23 protein-coding genes are annotated in these 23,702 nt (G+C 69.5%); 17 read left to right on the top strand and 6 right to left on the bottom strand.

Annotated features, from left to right (window positions below; all coding sequences use genetic code 11):
* Positions 1-301 precede the first annotated feature (301 nt).
* From OHT21_RS17400 to OHT21_RS17370, 7 genes are all read left to right on the top strand, one after another.
* Positions 302-814 (top strand): ATP-binding protein, encoded by a 513-nt coding sequence (locus tag OHT21_RS17400; RefSeq protein ID WP_328769236.1) that lies wholly within the window; start codon positions 302-304, stop codon positions 812-814.
* 155 nt (positions 815-969) lie between these two features.
* Positions 970-1,668, top strand: coding sequence for an LPXTG cell wall anchor domain-containing protein (locus OHT21_RS17395; RefSeq protein WP_165344431.1), 699 nt, complete (start codon positions 970-972; stop codon positions 1,666-1,668).
* 157 nt (positions 1,669-1,825) lie between these two features.
* Positions 1,826-2,881: a hypothetical protein gene (locus OHT21_RS17390; protein ID WP_328774124.1), complete on the top strand. Its 1,056-nt coding sequence runs from the start codon at positions 1,826-1,828 to the stop codon at positions 2,879-2,881.
* Positions 2,878-4,032, top strand: a complete 1,155-nt coding sequence (locus OHT21_RS17385; RefSeq protein ID WP_328769235.1) for a hypothetical protein — start codon at positions 2,878-2,880, stop codon at positions 4,030-4,032. The genes OHT21_RS17390 and OHT21_RS17385 overlap by 4 nt, the downstream gene beginning before the upstream one ends.
* Positions 4,033-4,115: 83 nt before the next feature.
* A complete protein-coding gene (locus OHT21_RS17380) occupies positions 4,116-5,456 on the top strand; it encodes a hypothetical protein (RefSeq protein ID WP_328774123.1) in 1,341 nt (446 codons plus the stop codon).
* Between the two features lie 575 nt (positions 5,457-6,031).
* On the top strand, positions 6,032-6,709 hold the full coding sequence (locus OHT21_RS17375) for a response regulator transcription factor (RefSeq protein ID WP_328769234.1): 678 nt from the start codon (positions 6,032-6,034) through the stop codon (positions 6,707-6,709).
* A gap of 69 nt (positions 6,710-6,778) precedes the next feature.
* On the top strand, positions 6,779-8,056 hold the full coding sequence (locus OHT21_RS17370) for an ATP-binding protein (protein ID WP_328769233.1): 1,278 nt from the start codon (positions 6,779-6,781) through the stop codon (positions 8,054-8,056).
* Between the two features lie 4 nt (positions 8,057-8,060).
* Here OHT21_RS17370 and OHT21_RS17365 read toward each other — a convergent pair whose 3' ends face one another.
* Positions 8,061-8,621 (bottom strand): GtrA family protein, encoded by a 561-nt coding sequence (locus OHT21_RS17365; protein ID WP_328774122.1) that lies wholly within the window; start codon positions 8,619-8,621, stop codon positions 8,061-8,063.
* Between the two features lie 192 nt (positions 8,622-8,813).
* Between OHT21_RS17365 and OHT21_RS17360 the strand changes: the two genes are divergently transcribed.
* Genes OHT21_RS17360 through OHT21_RS17350 form a run of 3 tightly spaced genes read left to right on the top strand, consistent with a single transcriptional unit; the run spans position 8,814 to position 11,675 of the window.
* Positions 8,814-9,953 (top strand): 5-(carboxyamino)imidazole ribonucleotide synthase, encoded by a 1,140-nt coding sequence (locus OHT21_RS17360; protein WP_328769232.1) that lies wholly within the window; start codon positions 8,814-8,816, stop codon positions 9,951-9,953.
* Entirely contained in the window at positions 9,950-10,492 is a 543-nt protein-coding gene (purE, locus tag OHT21_RS17355) for a 5-(carboxyamino)imidazole ribonucleotide mutase (protein WP_328769231.1), read from the top strand. Before OHT21_RS17360 ends, purE begins: the two co-directional genes overlap by 4 nt.
* 4 nt (positions 10,493-10,496) lie before the next feature.
* Positions 10,497-11,675, top strand: a complete 1,179-nt coding sequence (locus OHT21_RS17350; RefSeq protein WP_328769230.1) for a dipeptidase — start codon at positions 10,497-10,499, stop codon at positions 11,673-11,675.
* Here OHT21_RS17350 and OHT21_RS17345 read toward each other — a convergent pair.
* Entirely contained in the window at positions 11,672-12,961 is a 1,290-nt protein-coding gene (locus OHT21_RS17345; RefSeq protein ID WP_443050386.1) for a class I SAM-dependent methyltransferase, read from the bottom strand. The genes OHT21_RS17350 and OHT21_RS17345 overlap by 4 nt on opposite strands.
* Here OHT21_RS17345 and OHT21_RS17340 point away from each other — a divergent pair.
* The 3 genes from OHT21_RS17340 to groL all read left to right on the top strand — a co-directional run bounded on the left by OHT21_RS17340 (position 12,960) and on the right by groL (position 16,206).
* Complete coding sequence (locus OHT21_RS17340) at positions 12,960-13,775, top strand: polysaccharide deacetylase family protein (protein WP_328769228.1); 816 nt, start codon at positions 12,960-12,962, stop codon at positions 13,773-13,775. The two genes, OHT21_RS17345 and OHT21_RS17340, sit on opposite strands and share 2 nt — an antisense overlap.
* Before the next feature lie 391 nt (positions 13,776-14,166).
* Positions 14,167-14,475, top strand: coding sequence for a co-chaperone GroES (gene groES / locus OHT21_RS17335; RefSeq protein WP_328769227.1), 309 nt, complete (start codon positions 14,167-14,169; stop codon positions 14,473-14,475).
* Between the two features lie 105 nt (positions 14,476-14,580).
* Complete coding sequence (groL, locus tag OHT21_RS17330; protein ID WP_328769226.1) at positions 14,581-16,206, top strand: chaperonin GroEL; 1,626 nt, start codon at positions 14,581-14,583, stop codon at positions 16,204-16,206.
* Positions 16,207-16,308: 102 nt separating this feature from the next.
* Here groL and OHT21_RS17325 read toward each other — a convergent pair whose 3' ends face one another.
* The 3 genes from OHT21_RS17325 to OHT21_RS17315 all read right to left on the bottom strand — a co-directional run bounded on the left by OHT21_RS17325 (position 16,309) and on the right by OHT21_RS17315 (position 18,649).
* Entirely contained in the window at positions 16,309-17,016 is a 708-nt protein-coding gene (locus OHT21_RS17325; protein WP_328769225.1) for an ester cyclase, read from the bottom strand.
* 117 nt (positions 17,017-17,133) lie between these two features.
* A complete protein-coding gene (locus OHT21_RS17320; protein ID WP_328769224.1) occupies positions 17,134-17,907 on the bottom strand; it encodes an SDR family NAD(P)-dependent oxidoreductase in 774 nt (257 codons plus the stop codon).
* A 76-nt stretch (positions 17,908-17,983) separates the two neighbouring features.
* A complete protein-coding gene (locus tag OHT21_RS17315) occupies positions 17,984-18,649 on the bottom strand; it encodes an MOSC domain-containing protein (RefSeq protein ID WP_328769223.1) in 666 nt (221 codons plus the stop codon).
* 79 nt (positions 18,650-18,728) lie between these two features.
* On the opposite strand from OHT21_RS17315, the gene OHT21_RS17310 reads away from it, so the two are divergent.
* A complete protein-coding gene (locus tag OHT21_RS17310) occupies positions 18,729-19,625 on the top strand; it encodes a LysR family transcriptional regulator (RefSeq protein WP_328769222.1) in 897 nt (298 codons plus the stop codon).
* Between the two features lie 69 nt (positions 19,626-19,694).
* Here the strand turns inward: OHT21_RS17310 and OHT21_RS17305 are convergent, their stop codons facing one another.
* Positions 19,695-20,024, bottom strand: coding sequence for a WhiB family transcriptional regulator (locus tag OHT21_RS17305; RefSeq protein WP_328769221.1), 330 nt, complete (start codon positions 20,022-20,024; stop codon positions 19,695-19,697).
* A gap of 398 nt (positions 20,025-20,422) precedes the next feature.
* Between OHT21_RS17305 and OHT21_RS17300 the strand changes: the two genes are divergently transcribed.
* From OHT21_RS17300 to guaB, 3 genes are all read left to right on the top strand, one after another.
* Entirely contained in the window at positions 20,423-21,034 is a 612-nt protein-coding gene (locus OHT21_RS17300; protein ID WP_003948568.1) for a response regulator transcription factor, read from the top strand.
* A 256-nt stretch (positions 21,035-21,290) separates the two neighbouring features.
* A complete protein-coding gene (locus tag OHT21_RS17295; protein WP_328769220.1) occupies positions 21,291-21,878 on the top strand; it encodes a sigma-70 family RNA polymerase sigma factor in 588 nt (195 codons plus the stop codon).
* 175 nt (positions 21,879-22,053) lie between these two features.
* Complete coding sequence (guaB, locus tag OHT21_RS17290) at positions 22,054-23,559, top strand: IMP dehydrogenase (protein ID WP_328769219.1); 1,506 nt, start codon at positions 22,054-22,056, stop codon at positions 23,557-23,559.
* The last annotated feature ends 143 nt before the right edge of the window (positions 23,560-23,702 follow it).

Here is a 23,702-nt window from a genome sequence, read left to right as displayed (position 1 = left end):
GTTGTCGCACTCTGTCGCACCCTCCGGGCTTCTTCGATCAGCCCCCGGTGAGTAACCGCCCGGCTGCGGTGTGCATAGTTATTGCTCAGTTGCCTCTATGTGATCGGTGCGTTATCAGCGTCACAGTGCTCACGACGAATCAGTGGGTGTTCTGACGGATCGGCCGGGCAGGAGACATCCTGAATATGTCAACAAGGCCAACGGCAAGCGCGCGGCAGTCCCGGATCCTGAGTGTCCTGAGCTTTCTGAAATGTCTTGAGTCTTGAATCGAGAACTGGTGAATCGGTGAGGTGAAGCGCTGATGAGCACCACCCGGCCTTACCCGCCGGGCGACCGCGGCCCGGAGGCGGGCGTCTGCGGCGCTTCGGGGGAGGCCAGAGACGACGGGTCCGCGCGCCCGGCCGCCCGTCAGGTCCGTCGGCTCAACCTCGACGGGGCGAGCGGGGTCGTCCCCCTCGCCCGCGATTTCGCGCGCCAGGCGCTGTACGCATGGGGCTGGCTGCCCGCCGCGACCGCCGACCGGCGGGCCGCCGCCGAGGACGTACTGCTGGTCGTCTCCGAGCTCGTCACCAACGCCTGCCTGCACGCCGAGGGCCCGGACGAGCTGTGGATCGCCTGCGACAACAAGGTGCTGCGCGTCGAGGTCTCCGACCGGGGCGCCGGCCAGCCCGCTCCGCGCACCCCGCACCGCGCCGGGCGCCCCGGCGGCCACGGGATGTTCATCGTGCAGCGGCTGTGCCTGGACTGGGGGGTCGTCCGCGCTCCAGGGGTGGCGGGCAAGACGGTATGGGCGGAGCTCGGGGCGCCCGCTTAGCCGGAAGTAACCCCCACCAAGGGTTACCGCAAGTTCGAAACCATCGTCGTACGCGGCGGATCGATCGAGATCCGGCGCGTCCTTTGTCTTCCCTCCACAAGGCCCCGGGCGTACCTTGACGGCCGATCTGATGTGCCGTCAGGAATGAGGGGACCGTGTCATACCGGACGTACCAGAAACGAACCGCCGCGCTCGCGTTCGCCGCGGCCCTGGCGGGCTCGGCGGTGCTGATGGCCGCCCCCGCAGCTTGGGCCGAGGTCGTCGACGTCGAGTACAACTGCAAGACGCCGATCGGTGACAAGTCCGCCGTCTCGCCCATCGACATCAAGAGTGCCGAGAGCGGCAACGGCTACAAGATCACCATGTCCTGGCAGAAGGGCGTCTCGTCCAGCCCCGTCGAACTGGGCAAGGGCGCGATGAGCCCGAGCGCCACCATCAAGCTGGGCGGCGCCGAGAGCGGCACGCTCGAAGTGAAGGGCCCTCCCAACGCGGAGGCGATCCCCGCCAACACCCCCATCAAGGTCAGCGACTTGAGCGGTACGTACACGCCGTCCAAGAGCGGCAAGGTCACCTTCACGCCGGGCGTGCTCACCATCAAGGCACTCGGTACGACGACGACCTGCGAGCCCGGCAACGATCCGGGTCCCGCGCTGAGCCTGGACGTCAAGGCCGCGGGTGGCGGCGGCGGTTCGTCGGAGACCGCCCCCGAGGGCGGCGCCGGCGCTGGCGCCGAGCTCCCGCAGACCGGCCCCGAGGACAACGCGATCGCCCTCGGCACGCTCGGCGGCACGGTGCTCCTCGCCGGAACGGCCGGGGTCCTGTGGCTGACCCGACGGAACCAGGCGCCGCGCTGACCTTTCGTTCTTCTCGCGTACGCGCAGGACGAGCCTCCCCTGGGGGCACCCCCGGCCGAAGGCTGGGGGACTTCGGCCGGGGGACCCCCATCTCGCTGCGCTCGTCGTACGCCGCACCAGCAGCTGTGACGTTCCTTTGGAGCCGCCCGTGACATCCGTGCAGTCCGCCGCCCGTGGTCTCTGTGTCCTCGCTCTCGCCGCCGCAGTCCTGCTCGGCCTGCCCGGCGCCGCACCGACCGCCGTGGCCGACGAGGGCTGGTCCGTCGTGCCCTCGGCGGGCGGCCGGGACGGGCGGCCGTCCTTCTACGCGGAGGGCGCGCCCGGTGCGGTCCTGCAGGACACCGTGTCGGTGATCAACCCGGGCGACGAACCGCTCACCGTACGGCTGCGGGGCGCGGACGCCGACAACAGCGCAGAGGGTGGCGGTTTCCGACTAGAAGGGGTGGCGCGATGGGGGTCCCCCCGGACGGAGTCTGGGGGAGCCTCGGTGAGGGGTGGTGGTCGGGAGACGGGCGGGAGGGCGAAGCCGCGTGACACCGGCGCGTGGATCACCTTCGCCGAGAAGACGGTGAAGGTGCCCGCGCGGACGCGTGCCGACGTTCCCTTCACCATCGGCGTGCCCGAGAGCGCCATCCCCGGCGACCACCCTGGCGCGATCGTCGCGAGCGGCGGCGGCCGATCCGCGGCCGTACGCGTCCAACTGCGGGTCGCCGGCCCGACCCTGTCCGCGCTCACGGTCGAGCACGTGGCCGTACGGGACGGCCGCATCTCGTACGACCTGGTCAACCGCGGCAACACCGTACTGACCCCGAAGCTCGCCGTACGCGCCGACGGACTGTTCGGCGAGGTGCTCGACCGCGCCCCGCGCACCCTCCCCGTCGAACTGCTCCCCGGCCGTCGCGTCACCCTCCGCGAGCCCTGGCCCGACCGGCCCGCGTTCGACTCGGTCGACGTGCGGCTCACGGTCACGGCGGCGGACGGGGCGCATGACGAGGCGGGCACGGCGGCGCGGTTCGTGCCATGGGGCGCGGTCGCGGGCCTGGCGGTCGGGCTCGTGCTGTGTGCGGGCGGTGCCGGCTGGCTCGTACGACGCCGAAGGCGCGCCGAGGAGTCCGGCGAGCCCCGTGGACCCGGTGGGCCAGGTGGATCTGGTGGATCCGGTGGGCCCGAACAGCCGCGTACGGATGTCGAGTTGACGGGAGCGGTGACGTGAGCGGGAAGGTGCGGATTCCGGCGTTGGTGGTGGCGGTGCTCGCGCTGCTCGTGCTCCCCCTGGGCGCGGTGGCGACGGGCGCGGACGGGAAACCGGATATCAAACTGTCCAAGTCCCAGGCGGGTACGGGCGGTTCGATCACGGTGACCGGCTCCGGGTGGCGGCCGGACGCCCTCCTCATGATGCTGATCTGCGGCCAGTCCTCGCCCGACCGGGGCGTCATCGGCGGCACCAACTCCTGCGCCAACGCCGACGGCCGGGCTGTCACCACGGACGAGAAGGGCGCGTTCAGCAAGAAGCTGCCGGTCGTCGAGCCGCCGCAGCCGTGCCCGTGCGTGGTGCACGTCGCGACCGTGACCGGTCAGAAGGCGGACGCGGACGCGGCGTTCCTGGTGGCAGGGCACGAGGTCGAGTCCTTGCCGAAGGAGGACACCAGCGGGCGGCTCTCGGTGCTCACCGACACCCGGCTCGACGGGTCGAGCGGTGTGCTGACCTGGTTCGGCGCGTCGCCGTCCCGCGACTTCGTCTTCACCGTCGGCAACGTCGGCTCCTTGCCCGTCAAGGATCCCGTCTTCCAAGTCGGCACCTCGCACGGCGTGTTCGCGCCGCAGTGGGAGGAACAGCAGTGGCGCGGCACCATCGCGCCCGGCAAGAAGGCGCAGATCGAGCTGCCCGTCGAACTGTCGGCCGGCGCGCACGGCGACTACACGGTCTCGGTGAAGTACGGCGGCAAGGTGCTCGCCGAACAGCCCTGGGGCGTGGGCCGACCCTGGGGCGTGACGCTCTTCTGGATCCTGCTCTTCATCGTCGTACCGGGCGCCGTGTTCCGCATCGGGATGGCCGTCGTGGACCGCGTACGTCCGCAGGGCAGGTCCAGGCCCGCCGGACGCTGGGGATCCCGCCCGAGGAGCGGCGGCGGGCACGCCGGTCCCCGCCGGAGTCTGCGGCTCCCCGAAGTCACCGTACGCATGCCGAAGTTGAGCTTCTCGTCCACGGCGCCGTCCCCCCACGCAGACGCCGACAGCGACACCAGTACGAACCCGACCTTGCCGTGGTTCACCCCGGACAGCGCTCCGGGAACCGAGGCCGGTCAGCTCTCCGCACCGCAAGAGAACAGCCCTTCGACCCCCACCAGAAAGGGAAACTCGTGAGCACGCTACGGAGAGTCCGGCCAGGAGACGGCGGTCTTGGGGTGCGGAAACCCACCAGAGCGAGCGCGGCCGGAGTCGCGCTCATGCTCGGCGGCGCGGGCATCCTGCTCGGGGTGGCCGCGGCTCCGGCGCAGGCGGCCGAGGTGTCGTACAAGACCGAGTGCGTACCGCCCGCGATCTCCGGGATGGATCCGGTGCAGGGCACGACCAAGGTGGAGATCACCGCGCCCGCCGAGGCGAAGGTCGGGGACGAGGTACAGATCACCTGGAAGTTCGTCCAGGCCGCCTCCAAGAACCCCGACATCATCGACCTGGAGAAGGACACCGTCCAGCCGACCGGCACCCTCAAGGCGAGCGGCGCGCAGACCGCGGACATCGCGATGGAGGGGCCGCGGCAGAACCCCACCATCCCCAAGAACAGCGACATGAAGCTCTCCGACATGAAGGGCACGCTGAAGCTGACGACGGCCGGAGAGGTCACGCTGACCCCGGACGCGTACAACGTCAACGTCAACAAGCCGGTGTCCGCGGACACCAAGTGCACGCCCAAGGAGGCCGTGAAGTCCGCCGCGACGATCAAGGTGAGCGGGGACTCCGGCGGGACGACCGGTGGGCTGCCGACAGGCGTCCCGTCGGTGCCGACCGAGGTGCCTACGGGGCTGCCGACCGGAGGTACGCCTCCGTCGTCTCCCTCGGAACCCTCCGAGAGCGCGACCGGGGGTGACAGCAGCGGCGGTTCGTCCGGCTCCGGTGGTTCGGACTCCGGTGGGTCCGGGGGCGGGCAGACCGACTTCACGGGCAAGGAGGTCGAGATTCCGTACGAGTGCAAGACGCCGATCGGGGACAAGAGCGCGACCTCTCCCGTGCAGATCGACGCCAAGAAGGACGGCGGGAACTTCGGGCTGACGGTGCAGTTCAAGAAGTCGGTCATGGACAGCCCCGCGGACATCCCGGCGGACTCCGTGAAGCCGTCCATGGAGGTCGTGCTGGGCGGTGCGGACAAGGGCACGGTGCATGTGGAGGGGCCGACGAACCCGGAGCCGATCAAGTCGGGTGACCCGATCGAGATTCCCGACCTCAAGGGCACGTACAAGCCGGGGGCGGACGGTGAGTCGACGCTGTCGCCGGGCGTGCTGACGGTGGAGGCGCTGGGCACGACGACGACGTGTACGCCGGCCAAGAGTGAGGTTTCGCTGACGCTGGATACGTCGTCCCAGCCGGGCGGGGCCGCGGGTGGCTCGGGCTCCGGTTCGGGTTCCGGATCCGGTACGTCGGGCGCGGGCCCCGCGTCCTCCGGCGGCGGCCTCGCGGACACGGGCTCCGACGACAACGGCCTGCTGCGGGCGCTCGGCCTGCTGGCGGGGACGACGATCCTGCTCGGCGGAGCGGTGTTCACGTTCATGCCACGACGTCGCCTTCGCTAGCCGCATCCCCACCCCCTACTACTCGCGGCTTTCCGCCGGTGGGAGGGGACGTGGGCCGGTGCGTCCTATGCCCGTCGCTTAGCTTCGGTCTGGGCACACCAGCACCCTGTGGAAGCAAGGGGCCGTATGCCCTGTTGGCGACGGGCTGACGCACCGGCCCGCGGCCCCGCACCCACCACGCACCCAAGGGGCGCGGGGAACTGCGCGACCAGCCACACTCAACCCGCAGCCGCCCAACCGCCGGAGGCACCCCGCACGGCTGCGCGACCAGCCACACTCAACCCGCAGCCGCCCAACCGCCGGAGGCACCCCGCGGGGAACTGCGCGACCAGCCACAACGGCGCCGCAGCCGACAACGCACCCACCCGCCCAACCGCCGGAGGCACCCCGCGGGGCGGTGTCAATTTGCGGCTCCGCCGCGTGGGCGCGACCAGCCACGACGGCGCCGCAGCCGACAACGCACCCACCCGCCCAACCGCCGGAGGCACCCCGCGGGTGGGTGGGGGTGTGGGCTTGTGGTGGAGGATCTCGATCTTTCCTCACGATGGTTGTTCGCAGCGGACTACCATCAGTCCATGACCCGAGTACTGCTCGCCGAGGACGACGCGTCCATTTCGGAGCCGCTGGCCCGCGCTCTGCGTCGGGAGGGTTACGAGGTCGAGGTACGCCAGGACGGGCCCACCGCGCTCGACGCCGGTATTCAGGGTGGCGTCGATCTGGTCGTGCTCGACCTCGGGCTGCCCGGTATGGACGGACTGGAGGTGGCCCGTCGGCTGCGTGCCGAAGGGCACACCATCCCGATCCTCATCCTGACCGCGCGCGCCGACGAGGTGGACACCGTCGTGGGCCTCGACGCGGGCGCCGACGACTACGTCACGAAGCCGTTCCGTCTCGCCGAGCTGCTCGCCCGGGTGCGGGCGCTGCTCCGGCGCGGGGCCACGGAGCCGCAGCAGGCGCCCGCCACGCACGGTGTGCGCATCGATGTCGAGTCGCACCGGGCGTGGATGGGTGACGAGGAGCTCCAGCTGACGGCCAAGGAATTCGATCTTCTGCGGGTGCTGGTCCGGGACGCGGGGCGGGTTGTCACGCGCGACCAGCTGATGCGTGAGGTGTGGGACACGACCTGGTGGTCCTCCACCAAGACCCTCGATATGCACATCTCGTGGCTGCGCAAGAAGCTCGGTGACGACGCGGCCAATCCTCGGTACATCGCGACGGTACGCGGGGTCGGCTTCCGCTTCGAGAAAAGCTGAACCCACTCCGGAGCAGTGCGGCGCCCAGGGGCACACTGGACCTCGTAAACCAGCAGCTCGGAGGGCCCCGTGCGTCGCCGTCTTATTCAGTCCACTCTCGCCGTGGTCCTTGTCGTGATCGCTGTGTTCGGGGTCTCGCTCGTCATCGTGGAGACCCGGACGATCGGTGCCAGTGCGCAGGAACGCGTGGATCTGGAGGCGCTGCGGCTGGCCAGCATCGTCGACAGCCGGATTCTCGGGGACGAGCAGATCAATGCCGAGATACTCGAGGATCAGGTCACGGACCAGCGCTATGCGCGGGTCGCGATCCCGGGCCGGGACCCGATCGAGGTCGGCACCAAGCCCACCGGTGAGGTCATCCAGTCGAAGGAGGCCGTCGGCGAGGAGGGCGAGACGGTCGTCGTCGAGGAGCCGCGGTCCTCGATCACCCGTGAAGTCGGCCGTACGTTCCTGATCATCGGCGCGGTCGCCCTGCTCGCGGTGATCGCCGCGGTCCTGCTCGCCGTCCGCCAGGCGAACCGGCTCGCCTCCCCGCTGACCGACCTCGCGGAGACCGCCGAGCGGCTCGGCTCCGGGGACCCGCGTCCGCGCCACAAGCGGTACGGGGTGCCCGAGCTGGACCGTGTCGCCGATGTGCTGGACAGCTCAGCCGAGCGCATCGCGCGGATGCTCACGGCCGAACGCCGGCTGGCCGCCGACGCCTCCCACCAGCTCCGTACGCCCCTCACCGCCCTGTCCATGCGCCTTGAGGAGATCACGCTCACCGACGACCCGGACACCGTGAAGGAGGAAGCGACGATCGCGCTCGGCCAGGTCGAGCGCCTCACGGACGTGGTGCAGCGGCTGCTCACCAACTCCCGCGACCCGCGCACCGGCTCGGCCGTCACCTTCGACCTGGACGAGGTCATCAACCAGCAGCTCGCGGAATGGCGCCCCGCCTACCGCAGCGTGGGCCGCGCGATCGTCAGCTCCGGCAAGCGGCATCTGCAGGCCGTGGGCACGCCCGGAGCGGTGGCCCAGGTGCTGGCCGCCCTGATCGAGAACTCGCTGATGCACGGCGGCGGCACGGTCGCTCTGCGTACCCGCGTCACCGGCAACCAGGCCGTGGTCGAGGTGACCGATGAGGGCGAGGGAGTCCCCGCCGAGCTCGGCGCCCGGATCTTCGAGCGGGCCATCAGTGGCCAAAACTCGACCGGTATCGGCCTCGCTGTGGCCCGTGATCTGGCGGAGGCGGACGGCGGACGGCTCGAAATGCTCCAGGCGCAGCCGCCGGTCTTCGGCCTGTTCCTGTCCCGTACGCCGAAGAAGCGGGCGTCAGCGGGGCAGGAGCCGGAGACGGTTCGATAGCCGGTCAGCGAAGAACGCGCGTGAACTGCCGGGTCGGACGGTCCTCCGCCAGGAGGGCCTCCGGCGTCAGGAACGATTCGGCACTGGCCACGGCCTCGCGGGCCGGGAGCGAACGGAACACCCAGGTGCGGTAGGACCAGAAGCGGAACAGGGTCGCGATACCGATGCCGAGGAACTTGAAGAAGTTGCTCTGCAGGGCGCTGTCGAGGTCGAGGCCGTACGTGGCGACGTACAGAATGCCGTTCTCGATCACCAGGCCGATGGCGCTGAACAGCAGGAAGAGCGAGAGTTCCTTGGTGCGGCCGCTCTTGTCGCGGTCGCGGTAGGTGAAATAGCGGAAGCCTATGTAGTTGGAGACGATCGCCACCACCGTGGCGATCACACTGGCCCGCACGACCTGCAGATCCGTGGTGCTGCGGACGAGGTTGAAGACGAGAAGATTGACCCCCAGCCCCAGGCCGCCGACCACCCCGAACTTGGCGAGCTCCCGTGTCAGCCGGTCGATACGCTGGCGTACCACGCTGCGCGGCGCGGCATGTGCCCCGCGTGAACCACCTTTGCCCATGGTGTCGCCCAGCCCCCGTCTCGTCGGATACGCCAACTTCGTCAACCTTCGTCGACTCGACCATGCTATCCAGCCCGGCTGGTCCAGTCCTGGGCAGAGCCCGAAGATGTGGCCAGTATGTGATGGCATGCGGAAGTTTCGATGATCATGCTCGCGGCAGAGGCGCCCTGGCATGGCCGTTACCCTGGGTGCGTGACTTTCCCGGTAGTCGGCATGGTCGGCGGAGGCCAGCTCGCGCGTATGACGCACGAGGCTGGCATCCCGCTCGGCATCAGATTCAAGCTTCTCAGTGACACCCCCCAGGACTCCGCGGCGCAGGTCGTCGGCGATGTCGTCGTCGGCGACTATCGCGATCTCGACACGCTGCGTGACTTCGCGCGGGGCTGCGATGTGATCACCTTCGATCACGAACATGTGCCCACCGAGCATTTGCGGGCCCTGGAGGCGGACGGCATTCCCGTACGCCCCGGCCCCGACGCTCTGGTGCACGCCCAGGACAAGGGTGTGATGCGCGAGCGGCTGGACGCGATCGGGGTGCCGTGTCCACGGCACCGGATCGTGAGCGACCCGGCCGATGTCGCCGCGTTCGCGGAGGAGGGCGACGGCTTTCCGGTCGTCCTGAAGACCGTCCGCGGCGGCTACGACGGCAAGGGCGTGTGGGTCGTGGAGTCCGCGGAGGAGGCCGAGGATCCCTTCCGCGCAGGTGTCCCGGTCCTCGCAGAGGAGAAGGTCGACTTCGTACGGGAACTCGCCGCGAACGTCGTCCGCTCGCCCCACGGCCAGGCCGTCGCGTACCCCGTCGTGGAATCGCGGCAGGTGGGCGGCGTCTGTGACACGGTGATCGCCCCGGCCCCGGACCTCCCCGAGGAGCGGGCGCTGAAGGCCGAGCAGCTTGCCCTGAACATCGCCAAGGAACTCGACGTCATAGGCCACCTCGCCGTCGAGCTCTTCGAGACCCGCGACGGCCGCATCCTGGTCAACGAGCTGGCCATGCGCCCCCACAACTCCGGCCACTGGTCCCAGGACGGCGCGATCACCTCCCAGTTCGCCAACCACGTCCGCGCGGTCCTCGACCTGCCCCTCGGCGACCCGCGCCCGCGCGCGAAGTGGACGGTCATGGTGAACGTCCTCGGCGGCGACTACCCCGACATGTACTCCGCGTACCTGCACTGCATGGCCCGCGACCCGAAGCTCAAGATCCACATGTACGGCAAGGACGTGAAGCCCGGCCGCAAGGTCGGCCACGTCAACACCTATGGCGACGACCTGGCCGACGTCCTCGACCGCGCCCGTCACGCAGCCGCATACCTGAGAGGGACGATCACCGAATGAGCACTGCGCCAGAGTCGCCCGTCGTCGGCATCGTCATGGGCTCGGACTCCGACTGGCCCGTCATGGAGGCGGCGGCCCAGGCCCTGGACGAGTTCGAGATCGCGTACGAGGTCGATGTCGTCTCCGCGCACCGGATGCCGCGCGAGATGATCGCGTACGGCGAGGAGGCGGCCGGCCGCGGCATCAAGGTGATCATCGCGGGTGCGGGCGGGGCCGCCCATCTGCCGGGCATGCTCGCCTCCGTGACCCCGCTGCCCGTGATCGGCGTGCCCGTGCCGCTGAAGCACCTGGACGGCATGGACTCCCTGCTGTCCATCGTGCAGATGCCCGCCGGAGTGCCGGTCGCCACCGTCTCGGTCGCCGGCGCGCGCAATGCCGGACTGCTCGCGGCCCGCATCCTCGGTGCCCACGACGAGGAACTCCGCGGCCGTATGCGGGAGTTCCAGCAGGAACTGAACGACCAGGCTTCGGAAAAGGGCAAGCGGCTGCGCGCCAAGACCGAGGGCGCCGCGGGCTTCGGCTTCGGCTCGGGGAGCTGAGAGCGTGACGTCGCTGGACGAAGCCCGGGAACTGCTGCGGGAGTTCCCGATCGCCGACGGGCACAACGACCTCCCCTGGGCCCTGCGCGAACAGGTCCGCTACGACCTCGACGCCCGCGACCTCACCACCGACCAGAGCGCGCACCTGCACACCGACCTGCCGCGGCTGCGCGCAGGCGGCGTGGGCGCCCAGTTCTGGTCGGTGTACGTCCGCTCGGACCTGCCGGAGCCCGTGCCCGCCACGCTCGAACAGATCGACTGCGTACAGCAGTTGATCGCGCGCCATCCCGCGGACCTGAAGGCCGCGCTGACCGCCGCCGACATGGAGGCGGCGCGCGGCGAGGGCCGTATCGCCTCGCTGATGGGCGCGGAGGGCGGCCACTCGATCGCCAACTCCCTCGCCACGCTACGGGCGTTGTACGCGCTGGGCGTCCGCTACATGACGCTCACCCACAACGACAACATCCCCTGGGCGGACTCCGCGACGGACGAGCCGGGCGTCGGCGGCCTGTCGGCCTTCGGCCGCGAGGTGGTCCGGGAGATGAACCGCGAGGGCATGCTCGTCGACCTCTCCCACGTCGCCCCGACGACGATGCGCGACGCCCTCGACACGACCGTCGCGCCCGTGATCTTCTCCCACTCCTCCGCACGCGCGGTCTGCGACCACCCCCGCAACATCCCGGATGACGTACTGGAGCGCCTGCCGGCCAACGGCGGCGTAGCGATGGTGACGTTCGTCCCGAAGTTCGTCCTCCAGGCGGCCGTCGACTGGACGGAGGCGGCGGACGAGAACATGCGCGAGCACGGCTTCCACCCCCTGGACACCACGTCAGAGGCGATGAAGGTCCACCGCGCCTTCGAGGACGCGCACCCCCGCCCGGTCGCCACCGCCGCGACGGTCGCCGACCACCTCGACCACATGCGCGAGGCCGCCGGAATCGACCACATCGGCATCGGCGGCGACTACGACGGCACAGCCTTCACCCCCGACGACCTGCACGACGTCTCGGGCTACCCGAACCTCATCGCCGAACTCCTGAACCGGGGTTGGTCAAAGCCGGACCTCGCCAAGCTGACCTGGCAGAACGCGGTACGAGTGCTGGGGGCGGCGGCGGACGTGGCACGCGATGAGCGCTCCCGCAGGGGTCCGTCGAACGCGACACTGGTGCAACTGGACGGCTAAGCGGCCTTCTGCCGTTGGACGGGATGCCCGATCAGCATGGTCGGAGCCCCCTTCATGCGCGTCAGGAACACGGTCGCCGAGTTCGGCCCTTGCGGCTTCACCTTGCGCCGGAGTTCCTCCGGCTCGACCGCCGAGCCGCGCTTCTTGACGGTGAGGATGCCGACGTCACGCTCCCGTAGCAACGCCTTCAACCTCTTTACGTTGAAGGGGAGTTGATCCGTGATCTCGTAGGCGGTGGCGTACGGGGTCGAGGTCACGGCGTCCGCGGTGACGTACGCGATCGTCTCGTCGAGCAGCCCGCCGCCTACCTCCTCGGCGACCTCCGCGACCAGGTGCGCACGGATGACGGCACCGTCAGGCTCGTACAAGTACCGCCCCGGCGGCCGCACTTGAGGATCGGGCAGCCCACGCCCGCGCAGGCTGCGCGGCCCGGGCAGCAGGGTGGCACGCACAACCCCGGGTTCGGTGCCGAACCACAGCACCGCCTCCTTCACATCCCCGGCATCCGAGACCCACTCGGCCTCGGCCTCGCCCGGAACCGCCTCGTGCGGAATCCCGGGCGCGATCTTCAGCGCGGCCCGAGGCGCCTTGCGGGCCGCATCGACGGCCCAGGTGAGAGGCGGCGAATAAGCCTCAGGATCGAAGATCCGCCCCCGTCCACCCCTCCTGGCGGGATCGACGAAGACCGCGTCGTACGAGGACGTATCGACCTCCGTGACATTCGCCTCCCGTACGTCGATCAGGTCGCCGAGCCCCAGCTCTTCGGCGTTCGCTCGCGCCACCGCGCAGGTCAGCGGGTCGCGATCGACAGCCAGGACACGTACCCCCGCGCGGGCGAGGGCGATGGCGTCCCCGCCGATGCCACAGCAGAGATCGGCGACGGACCGTACGCCGAGGTCCGTGAAACGCTTCGCCCGGTACGCCGCGACCGTCGCCCGAGTCGCCTGCTCGACCCCATTCGCGGTGAAGAACATCCGCCCGGCGTCAGCGCCCCCGAACTTCGCCACCGCCCGCTGCCGCCACCGCGCCTGCGCGATCGCCGCGGACACGAGCTCGGCGGGATGCTCCCGCCGCAACCGCGTGGCCACGGCCAGCTCCTGCGCCGGTTCGACCTCCCGCACCTCGTCGAGCAGAAACCGTCCGCGGTCGGTGAGCAGCGCGGCGAAGGAGGCCAGGGGGTCGTGATCGTCCACGGCCCCATTGTGGGCCAGTCGGTGGACGGTACGCGCCCGGTGGGCGGTGTCGAGGGCTCGTACGGCGCATGGCCTGTGAGGATCCGGGGCCATGCGATCGGTACGACAAGATGGCAAAGTCGGCTTCCGTCGCGCCCTGGCCACGGCCGTACTCGCGTCCGCACTGCTGGCCACAGGCGCCACCGGCTGCGCCCGCCCCGTCGCCCCGGCCGAACACCTCGACAGGCTCGACAAGAAGGCGACATCGACGGTACGAACCCACGGCGTCCCGGCCGCGACGTACCGCCGCTGGGGCCTCCCCGCCCCGCTCGCCCCGGCACCGGAACCACCCGCCCGCCCCGACGTACGCCCCGCGGGTCCGGGCCTGCCGCCCGTCGTCGACCGTGTCCCCACCCGCGACAAGGTCGTCTTCCTGACCTTCGACGACGGCGCCGAGCGCGACCCGCGGTTCGTCGACCTGGTCCGCGAACTCCGGCTGCCGGTCAGCATGTTCCTCACGGACAGCGTCGTAGGACCGGGATACGCGCACTTCGGCCGCCTGCGCGCGGTAGGCGCAAGCGTCCAGAACCACACCCTGGACCACCCCTACCTGCCCAGCCTCCCCTACGCCGGCCAACGAGCCGAGATCTGCGGCCAACAGGACAAACTCAAGCACCGCTTCGGAATCCGCCCCCACCTGTTCCGCCCCCCATACGGCGCCTACAACGACGACACGCTCAGAGCGGCAGCGGACTGCGGAGTAGCGGCGGTGGTCCTGTGGAGCGACGCGAAGCGCCTACGGCCGGGCGACATCCTCCACTGCCCGGAGGGCCGCGACGGCGCAACCCTCGCGGAGACGACGACGCGAATGCTGAACCACATCCAGCAGCAGGGCTTCACGGTGGCAAGGCTGGAGGATTACCTCTGAGGCTTTCTGCGGGGCCAGGAGGCGGGGCGGGGGCGCAGTCGACGCGCAATCTCCAACCGGCCCAGCCATATTCAGCCCGTCTGGGGGCACCTCCCAGCGGTAGCTGGGGGAGTTTGAGGACGAGGCCGAAGGCCGATACGGGGGTCTGGGGGCGGAGCCCCCAGTGGACGCCGGCACCAACGCAGGGTGCCCAAAACCTGCGAACACGCCGGAGGCGATTGGCACTCCGCTTGACCGAGTGCTAATCGCGGTCATAGTCTCAGGTCTGGCACTCCCCACTGGAGAGTGCCAACAACGCGACGGGCAGGTCCGGCACCCGCGACGACGGATCGACCTGGTCGCCACCTCAGACAGTTAACCCCGTGAGATCTCCGAAGGGGGAGGTCGGATCGTGACGACCGCCAGCTCCAAGGTTGCCATCAAGCCGCTCGAGGACCGCATTGTGGTCCAGGCCGTCGAGGCCGAGCAGACCACGGCCTCGGGCCTGGTCATCCCGGACACTGCGAAGGAGAAGCCCCAGGAGGGCGTCGTCCTTGCCGTGGGCCCGGGCCGGTTCGAGAACGGCGAGCGCCTGCCGCTCGACGTGAAGACCGGCGACATCGTGCTGTACAGCAAGTACGGCGGCACCGAAGTGAAGTACAGCGGCGAGGAGTACCTCGTCCTCTCGGCTCGCGACGTGCTCGCGATCATCGAGAAGTAATTCACCCAGGTTTGCTTTGAACCGCGCCCCTGGCCCCCTGCGACCACTAAGAAGCCGGGCGCCGGGGGCGCGGTTCGTTTTTTCCGAAAGGACTGACTCAGCTCCATGGCGAAGATCCTGAAGTTCGACGAGGACGCCCGTCGCGCCCTCGAGCGCGGCGTCAACAAGCTGGCCGACACGGTCAAGGTGACCATCGGCCCCAAGGGCCGCAACGTCGTGATCGACAAGAAGTTCGGCGCGCCCACCATCACCAACGACGGCGTCACCATCGCCCGCGAGGTCGAGGTCGAGGACCCGTACGAGAACCTCGGCGTCCAGCTGGTGAAGGAGGTGGCGACCAAGACCAACGACGTGGCGGGTGACGGTACGACCACCGCCACCGTGCTGGCCCAGGCGCTGGTGCGTGAGGGTCTGCGGAACGTCGCCGCCGGCGCGTCCCCCGCCGCCCTGAAGAAGGGCATCGACGCGGCCGTCGCCGCGATCTCCGAGGACCTCCTCGCGACCGCCCGCCCGATCGACGAGAAGGCCGACATCGCCGCCGTCGCCGGTCTTTCCGCCCAGGACCCGCAGGTCGGCGAGCTGATCGCCGAGGCGATGGACAAGGTCGGCAAGGACGGTGTCATCACCGTCGAGGAGTCCAACACCTTCGGTCTCGAGCTGGACTTCACCGAGGGCATGGCCTTCGACAAGGGCTACCTGTCGCCGTACTTCGTGACGGACCAGGAGCGTATGGAGGCCGTCCTCGACGACCCGTACATCCTGATCCACCAGGGCAAGATCTCCTCCATCCAGGACATGCTGCCGCTGCTGGAGAAGATCATCCAGACCAACTCCTCCAAGCCGCTGCTGATCATCGCCGAGGACGTCGAGGGCGAGGCCCTGTCGACCCTGGTCGTGAACAAGATCCGCGGCACGTTCAACGCGGTGGCCGTGAAGGCCCCCGGCTTCGGCGACCGCCGCAAGGCGATGCTCGGCGACATGGCCACCCTCACCGGTGCCACCGTCATCGCCGAGGAGGTCGGCCTCAAGCTGGACCAGGCCGGTCTCGACGTGCTGGGCACCGCCCGCCGCGTGACCGTCACCAAGGACGACACGACGATCGTCGACGGCGGCGGCAAGTCCGACGACGTCGCGGGCCGCGTCAACCAGATCAAGGCCGAGATCGAGACCACGGACTCCGACTGGGACCGCGAGAAGCTCCAGGAGCGCCTCGCGAAGCTGGCCGGCGGCGTCTGCGTGATCCGCGTGGGCGCGGCCACCGAGGTCGAGCTCAAGGAGAAGAAGCACCGCCTGGAGGACGCCATCTCCGCGACCCGCGCCGCGGTCGAGGAGGGCATCGTCGCCGGTGGTGGCGCCGCGCTCGTCCACGCCGCGAAGGTCCTGGAGGGCTCCCTCGGCAAGACCGGCGACGAGGCCACCGGTGTCGCCGTCGTCCGCAAGGCCGCCGTCGAGCCGCTGCGCTGGATCGCGGAGAACGCGGGCCTCGAGGGCTACGTGATCACCTCCAAGGTGGCCGAGCTCGACAAGAACCAGGGCTTCAACGCCGCGACCGGCGACTACGGCGACCTCGTCAAGCAGGGCGTCATCGACCCGGTCAAGGTCACCCGCTCCGCCCTGGAGAACGCCGCCTCCATCGCCTCCCTGCTCCTGACGACCGAGACCCTGGTCGTCGAGAAGCCGGCCGAGGAGGAGCCGGAGGCCGCGGGCCACGGCCACGGTCACTCCCACTGAGGCTCGGACAGCTCGGACACTAGGGCGGTACGTCCCTGACGACGCCCGGAGAGAGGCCCGGTACCCCACGCGCGTGGGGTACCGGGCCTCTCTCAATTCGCCCTAGATCTCGAGCTGGTCGAGCACCCCGAGCTGGGCCATCAGCCCCAGCCGGTCGTACTGCCACCAGCCCTCGACGATCTTGCCGTCCTCCTGGCAGCGGAAGACGGTCGTCCCGGTCATGCTGACCGTCCTGCCGGTCGACGGAATCCCCAGGAAGTCACCCTTGTGGGTGCCGTTCCAGGTCCAGCGCGTGCAGACCCGGTCGCCCTGGGTGATCTGGTCCTCGACGGTGAACGTGAAGTCGAACGCTCCGCGCCACATCCCCATCTCGCGCCGCATCGCGTCGAGTCCGATGGTGTCCTGGTCGTTGGCGGGATCGTGGTCGTGGTAGTTCTCCGCGATCAGGTCGTTGAGCGGGGGCAGTTCACCCTTCGTGCCGATCGCCTCGAAGAGCCTGCGGATATTCGCCGCGTACAGCTGCTCGTCCCGTACGACATCCAGGTCCGTGAACGTCGGCATCTCCTCGCAGAGCGCCACCAGCTGGCGGAAGACCTCGTCCGTCTCGGGCAGATTCGAGTTCCGCATCGCCTCCTCGTACGACGGGAACTCGACGATCTCGATGATGTGCGACGAGTCGGACCGGTCCTTGCCGATCAGACTGTGCGTCGCCGTCCGCTTCCCCTTGGTCCGCTCGACCCAGGTGTCCATCAGCCGGTTCACCTCGTCGAACCGGCTCGTCTTGCAGTCGATGAGTTGCACAAAGGTCATGACGCCGCCTCCAGCCCCCCTGACTCCGGCTGAATCCCCCATTTTAGTGAAAATCGCCCAGCGGTGTCTTAGTTGAATTGGCGACGTGAATGGGGGCAATGCGGTGGCGACCGGGTGTTACTGCGGCCCGTATTTCCTTCCCGCCCTCGAACTGACCCCGCCGAGCAGACCGCGCGGGGCCACTTTCACCAAGCCCATGATGGCCTTGTAACGCGGATCGGGAATGGACAGCGACTTGCCGCGGGCCAGGTCCGCGAGGGCCGCCGTGGCCACTTTGTCGGCGTCGAGCCACATCCAGTCGGGGATGTTGTCCGTTCCCATCCCGGCCCGCTCATGGAACTCCGTACGCACAAAGCCGGGGCACAGCGCCATCAGCCGGACCCCCGACCCCGCCAGGTCCTTCGCCACGCCCTGGGTGAACTGCACGACCCAGGCCTTCGACGCCCCGTAGGTGCCACGCGGCAGAAACGCCGCCACCGACGCGACGTTGACGACACCCCCACGACCGCGGTCCCGCATGGATTCCGTCGCCGCCGAGGTCAGCCGGAGCACCGCCTCGCAGTGCACCTTGAGCATCGTCAGCTCGTCCGCCATCGGTACGTCCAGAAAGCGGCCCTTGTTGCCGAAGCCGGCGTTGTTGATCAGCAGGTCGACCGGGTGCTTACGGTCCGAGAGGCGGGCGGCCACCGCCTCGATGCCGTCGTCCGTCGCCAGGTCCGCCGACAGCACCTCTGCCTCGATGCCGTGCCGGTCGTGCAACTCGGTCGCCTGCTCACCGAGCCGCTTCTTGTCACGCGCCACCAGCACGAGGTTGTGGCCGTCGGAGGCCAGGCGTCGCGCGAAGGCGGCACCGATGCCCGCGGTCGATCCCGTAATCAGAGCCGTTGTCATGCCCCAAGGTTATTGAGTGCGCGTCGGCCCGACCGCACCGGATTCCCGAATTCCGCCCTACCGGGATGACGATCCGTCAACTCTGCCGCGCCATATAGGCCCGCGCCCTCTCGATCGCCTCCGGATGCAGCGCGTCACCCGCCGCGAGCAGCCGCGGCAGCAGCTCCCGCACGGTTGTGACCGCCCGGAACTGGAAGGCGACGGTCACCTCGTGGTCCGGCCGGTGCACGATCTCGATCGGATCCCCGGCCCGTATCTCCCCCGGCTCGATCACTCGCAGATACGCGCCGGGCGCCCCCTTCCGCGTGAACCGCCTGACCCACCCCTTCTCCCCGAGATGGCCCTGGAAGGTGTTGCAGGGAATCCGCCCGCTGGTGACCTCGAGGACCACCTCGGAACCGATCCGCCAGCGCTCCCCGATCTTCGCGCCGGTCACATCGAGTCCCTCCGTCGTGAGGTTCTCGCCGAACGTGCCACTGGCCAGCGTGTGCCCCAACTCCCGCTCCCAGTCGTCGAGATCCTCGCGTGCGAAGGCGTACACGGCCTGGTGATCCCCGCCGTGATGCTTCGTGTGACACACGGCGTCCCCGGCCACCCCACTGGCGCCGACCCCCTTGGGCCCGGGCGCCGTCACCCGCACCGGCCCGTCCACCGGCCGCTTGTCGATCCCGGTCACGCGCTCCGGCTGATCCGTGTGCTCGGTGACCTCGGGCCGGCCCAGATTCAACGACAGAAGCTTCATGCCAGCACGCTAGGCGAGGGCGACCAAAGGCGCGACGCAATATTCAGCTACGTACCCAAGATGCGCTTATGCTCAGGACGTGATCGAAGCCCGTCATCTCCGTGTGCTGCGCGCCGTGGCCGCCACCGGCTCCTTCTCGGCGGCGGGGCGCGAGCTGGGCTGCACGCAGCCCGCCGTCAGCCAGCAGATGAAGGCCCTGGAAGCCTCCGTCGGTACGCCGCTGCTCATCCGCACGGGCCGCGAAATGCGTCTGACGCAGGCCGGGGAGGCGCTGGTACGCCATGCCGCGGGCATCATCGCCGGCCTCACCGCCGCCGAGGAGGAGGTCGCCGCGATCGCGGGCCTGCGCGCGGGCCGGGTCCGCCTGGTCTCGTTCCCCAGCGGCAGCTCCACGCTCGTACCGACCGCACTCGCCGCTCTGCGCGCCGCACACCCCGGCACCCGCGTCTCCCTGGAGGAGGCCGAGCCGCCTCACTCGGTCGAGATGCTCCGCGAGGGCGACTGCGATGTGGCGCTGGCCTTCAGATACGAGGGCGCGGCGAGCGCCGAGGAGTGGGACGACCTGGTGGTACGACCCCTGCTCCGCGACCGGCTCGTCGGGCTCGTCCCGGAGGGGCACCGGCTGGCCGGTGCGGAGTCGGTCGCCATCGGCGAACTCGCCGGGGACCCGTGGATCGCGGGCTGCCCCCGCTGCCGCGGGCAGCTCGTCGAGGCCTGCGAGAGTGCCGGCTTCACCCCTCGTATCGACTTCGCGACCGACGACTATCCGGCGGTGGTCGGTCTGGTCGGCGCGGGTCTTGGCGTTGCCGTGCTGCCGGAGCTGGCCATCGAGTCCGTACGCCCCAAGAGGGCACGCACGGTGACGGTGGAGCCCGCGCTCCGGCGGGAGATCGTCGCGCTCACGCTCCCCGATCTGGCCCAAGTTCCCGCGGTGGCGGCCACGCTGAACGAGCTGGCCCGCGCCGCGGCACGCTGAGTACAGCGTTTCCCCCAGCAGAGCATCCGCTGTTGTGCACAGCCTGTGCAGAAACGTTCCTTCGATTGTTCAATTGTTCGACGTGACGCCTCCGCTCGGCGCCGAGGCCGAGACGAGCCGGTTGCGGGCGCGTCCCATGAGCTCTTCGCGTTCGTCCTCGGTGAGTCCGCCCCACACCCCGTACGGCTCGCGCACCGCCAGCGCGTGCGCCGCGCACTGCGCGCGTACCGGGCACCTCATGCAGACCTCTTTGGCCGAGTTCTCGCGAGCGCTCCGGGCTGCCCCGCGCTCGCCCTCCGGGTGGAAGAACAGGGAGCTGTCGACTCCACGGCAGGCCGCGAGGAGCTGCCAGTCCCACAGATCCGCGTTGGGTCCGGGAAGGCGGGAGAAATCTGCCATTGCGTTGTCCCCTTGTGGCCGTTCAGGCGGATGCATGCCCATGATCGCGTGTAGACGATCTAAGGAGATGAAAATATGACTCATTGCGAATCTAGCTACAGACACCAGCGAATGGGAAGAAAAACGTCTGAATGGGGCACGCCTTGTGATGAAACCTTGTGGGTCCTCGGCGGCTGTCTGCACCGTGTCCGCACCCTCACGTAGAGTGCCGAAGGTGGCTCACCGCCCCGTAACTCTTTCGAGTGACCGTCGTTGAGTGTGCTGAGGCGGTTGAAGGAACAAACGCTCGGTCGGACGGCAGAATCCGTCGGCGAGTGTCGACCGCACAGGTGACGATTCGTACCAGCCTGGAGGCTCAAGGTGACGCGCAGCAGCTGTGAGAGCCGCGGAGGACAGCCATGACATCGGTCCTCGTCTGCGACGACTCCCCGCTTGCCCGAGAGGCGTTGCGCCGCGCGGTCGCGACCGTGCCCGGCGTCGAGCGTGTGACGACGGCGGCCAACGGCGAGGAAGTCCTCCGCCGCTGGGGCGCCGACCGCTCGGACCTGATTCTGATGGACGTACGCATGCCCGGTCTGGGCGGCGTGGAGACGGTCCGGCGGCTGTTGTCCGCCGATCCCGGTGCGCGCATCATCATGCTCACCGTTGCCGAGGACCTGGACGGTGTCGCGCTCGCCGTGGCCGCCGGAGCCCGTGGCTATCTGCACAAGGACGCCTCGCGCGCCGAGCTGCGGGCGACCGTGACGCAGGCACTCGCCGACCCGACCTGGCGGCTCGCCCCGCGCAGGCTGCGCTCGGCCGAGATGGGTGCCGCGCCGACGCTCACCGCGCGTGAGATCCAGGTGCTCGAGGGCATGAGTCACGGCCGGTCGAACGCGGAGATCGGCCGGGAGTTGTTTCTCTCGGAGGACACCGTCAAGACCCACGCGCGTCGTCTGTTCAAGAAGCTCGGCGCCTCGGACCGCGCCCACGCGGTGGCGCTCGGATTCCGGTGGGGCCTGGTCCGTTAGGTGAAGTGCAGCGGGGGTAGGAAAACCCCCGCCTGCCGTGTGGTGGGCGGGGGTGGGGAGAGGGCCCGACAGGTGCCCGCTGCTCGTTTCGGCGAGAATGCCGCATCCTTGAGGTGTGGAGTTCCTCGGGGACGAGTCGATCGAGCGGGAGGGGAGGGCGCAGGAGATGAGTTCCGGCGCACCTGCTCATAACGCTTCGGTGCACAACAACGGACGCGGTGCCACGGAACAGACGACGCCAAGGCACCATGGACCGATGCGCGAAGACGAGGCGGCCACTGCCCAAGGGGCAATCGGTTCGCTCGTGCATCGTGCCGTCGACGGTGACGAGCAGGCCACGCACGATCTGCTCGCCCATGTCCATCCCCTCGCGCTGCGCTACTGCCGCGCCCGGCTGTCCCGGCTGCCGGGTGACGCACGGCACTTCGTGGAGGACCTGGCGCAGGAGGTCTGCGTGGCGGTGCTGCTCGCACTGCCGCGCTACAAGGACACGGGACGCCCCTTCGAGGCCTTCGTCTTCGCCATCGCCGCGCACAAGGTCGCCGATCTGCAGCGCGCCGCGATGCGCCACCCCGGCTCGACGGCCGTGCCCTCGGACGAGATGCCCGAGCGGCCCGACGACTCCCTCGGCCCAGAGGAGCGCGCCCTCCTCAGCAGCGACGCCGAGTGGGCCAAGAAGCTCCTGGCGAACCTTCCGGAGAACCAGCGCGAGCTGCTGCTCCTGAGGATCGCGGTGGGCCTCACGGCCGAGGAGACGGGCCAGATGCTGGGGATGTCTCCGGGAGCGGTCCGGGTCGCCCAGCACCGGGCGCTGAGCCGCTTGAGGGCGCTGGCCGAGCAGTAGGACCGGCTTCCGGGATCCCTGGATTCGCGGCAGTCGGCGCAGGTGGTGAACGACGAAGCCACCGGGCCCGTACGAACCGACGAAGCGGCGGAGCAGCCATGGTGTGGAATCAGACCCCCCAGTTCGCCGTTAGCATGGACATCCGCACCGATCAAGGCCATTTGGGGAAGGTGTCATGACTGCCAACGTCGACGGAGTGCCCGAGAAATTCGCGACACTCGGGCTGACCTACGACGATGTGCTGCTGCTGCCGGGCGCGTCGGAAGTGCTTCCGAGCGCGGTCGACACCTCGTCCCGCATCTCCCGCAACGTGCGCGTGAACATCCCGCTGCTCTCGGCGGCGATGGACAAGGTGACCGAGTCCCGTATGGCGATCGCCATGGCGCGACAGGGCGGCGTCGGCGTACTCCACCGCAATCTGTCCATCGAGGACCAGGTCAACCAGGTCGACCTGGTGAAGCGCTCCGAGTCCGGGATGGTCACCGACCCGATCACGGTGCACCCGGACGCGACCCTCGCGGAGGCGGACGCACTGTGCGGCAAGTTCCGTATCAGCGGTGTCCCGGTGACCGACGGCGGCGGCAAGCTGCTGGGCATCGTCACCAACCGCGACATGGCCTTCGAGACCGACCGCTCCCGTCAGGTGCGCGAGGTCATGACCCCGATGCCCCTGGTCACCGGCAAGGTCGGCATCTCCGGCCCGGACGCCATGCAGCTGCTGCGCCGCCACAAGATCGAGAAGCTTCCCCTGGTCGACAACGCGGGCGTCCTCAAGGGCCTCATCACGGTCAAGGACTTCGTCAAGGCCGAGCAGTACCCGAACGCCGCGAAGGACGCCGAGGGCCGCCTGATCGTCGGTGCCGCGGTGGGCGCCAGCCCCGAGGCGCTCGAGCGGGCGCAGGCGCTGGCCGAGGCCGGGGTGGACTTCCTGGTCGTCGACACCTCGCACGGTCACAACAGCAACGCCCTGAGCTGGATGTCGAAGATCAAGTCGAGCGTCCGCGTCGATGTGATCGGCGGCAACGTCGCCACCCGTGACGGCGCCCAGGCGCTGATCGACGCCGGCGTCGACGGCATCAAGGTGGGCGTGGGGCCCGGTTCGATCTGTACCACCCGGGTCGTCGCCGGTATCGGCGTCCCCCAGGTCACCGCGATCTACGAGGCGTCCCTCGCGGCCCGTCCGGCGGGTGTTCCGCTGATCGGTGACGGCGGCCTGCAGTACTCCGGCGACATCGGCAAGGCGCTCGCCGCCGGTGCCGACACGGTGATGCTGGGCAGCCTCCTCGCCGGCTGTGAGGAGTCGCCCGGCGAGCTGCAGTTCATCAACGGCAAGCAGTTCAAGTCCTACCGCGGCATGGGCTCGCTCGGTGCGATGCAGTCCCGGGGCCAGGGCCGGTCGTACTCGAAGGACCGCTACTTCCAGGCCGAGGTGGCCTCCGACGACAAGCTCGTGCCCGAGGGCATCGAGGGCCAGGTGCCCTACCGCGGCCCGCTGGCCAACGTCCTGCACCAGCTCGTCGGCGGTCTGCGCCAGACCATGGGCTACGTGGGCGCCACCGCCATCGACGAGATGGAGACCAAGGGCCGCTTCGTACGGATCACCTCCGCGGGCCTCAAGGAGAGCCACCCCCACGACATCCAGATGACGGTCGAGGCGCCGAACTACAGCCGCAACAAGTAGTCGTACGACTCGAAATCGGCATCCACGCGCGCGTGCAGCACGATGAGGGCGGCTCCGGAGGTTCCGGAGCCGCCCCTGCAGCCTCTCGGTTCGCCTCCGGGGCGCTCTGAGCCGGTGTCGAGAGACCGACCGTGCTCGGCCCT

The sequence above is a fragment of the Streptomyces sp. NBC_00286 genome, assembly GCF_036173125.1.
Taxonomy (GTDB): Bacteria; Actinomycetota; Actinomycetes; order Streptomycetales; family Streptomycetaceae; genus Streptomyces.
The sequence above is the reverse complement of the archived record's forward strand: the minus strand, read 5'-3'. Positions and strand labels throughout refer to the sequence as shown.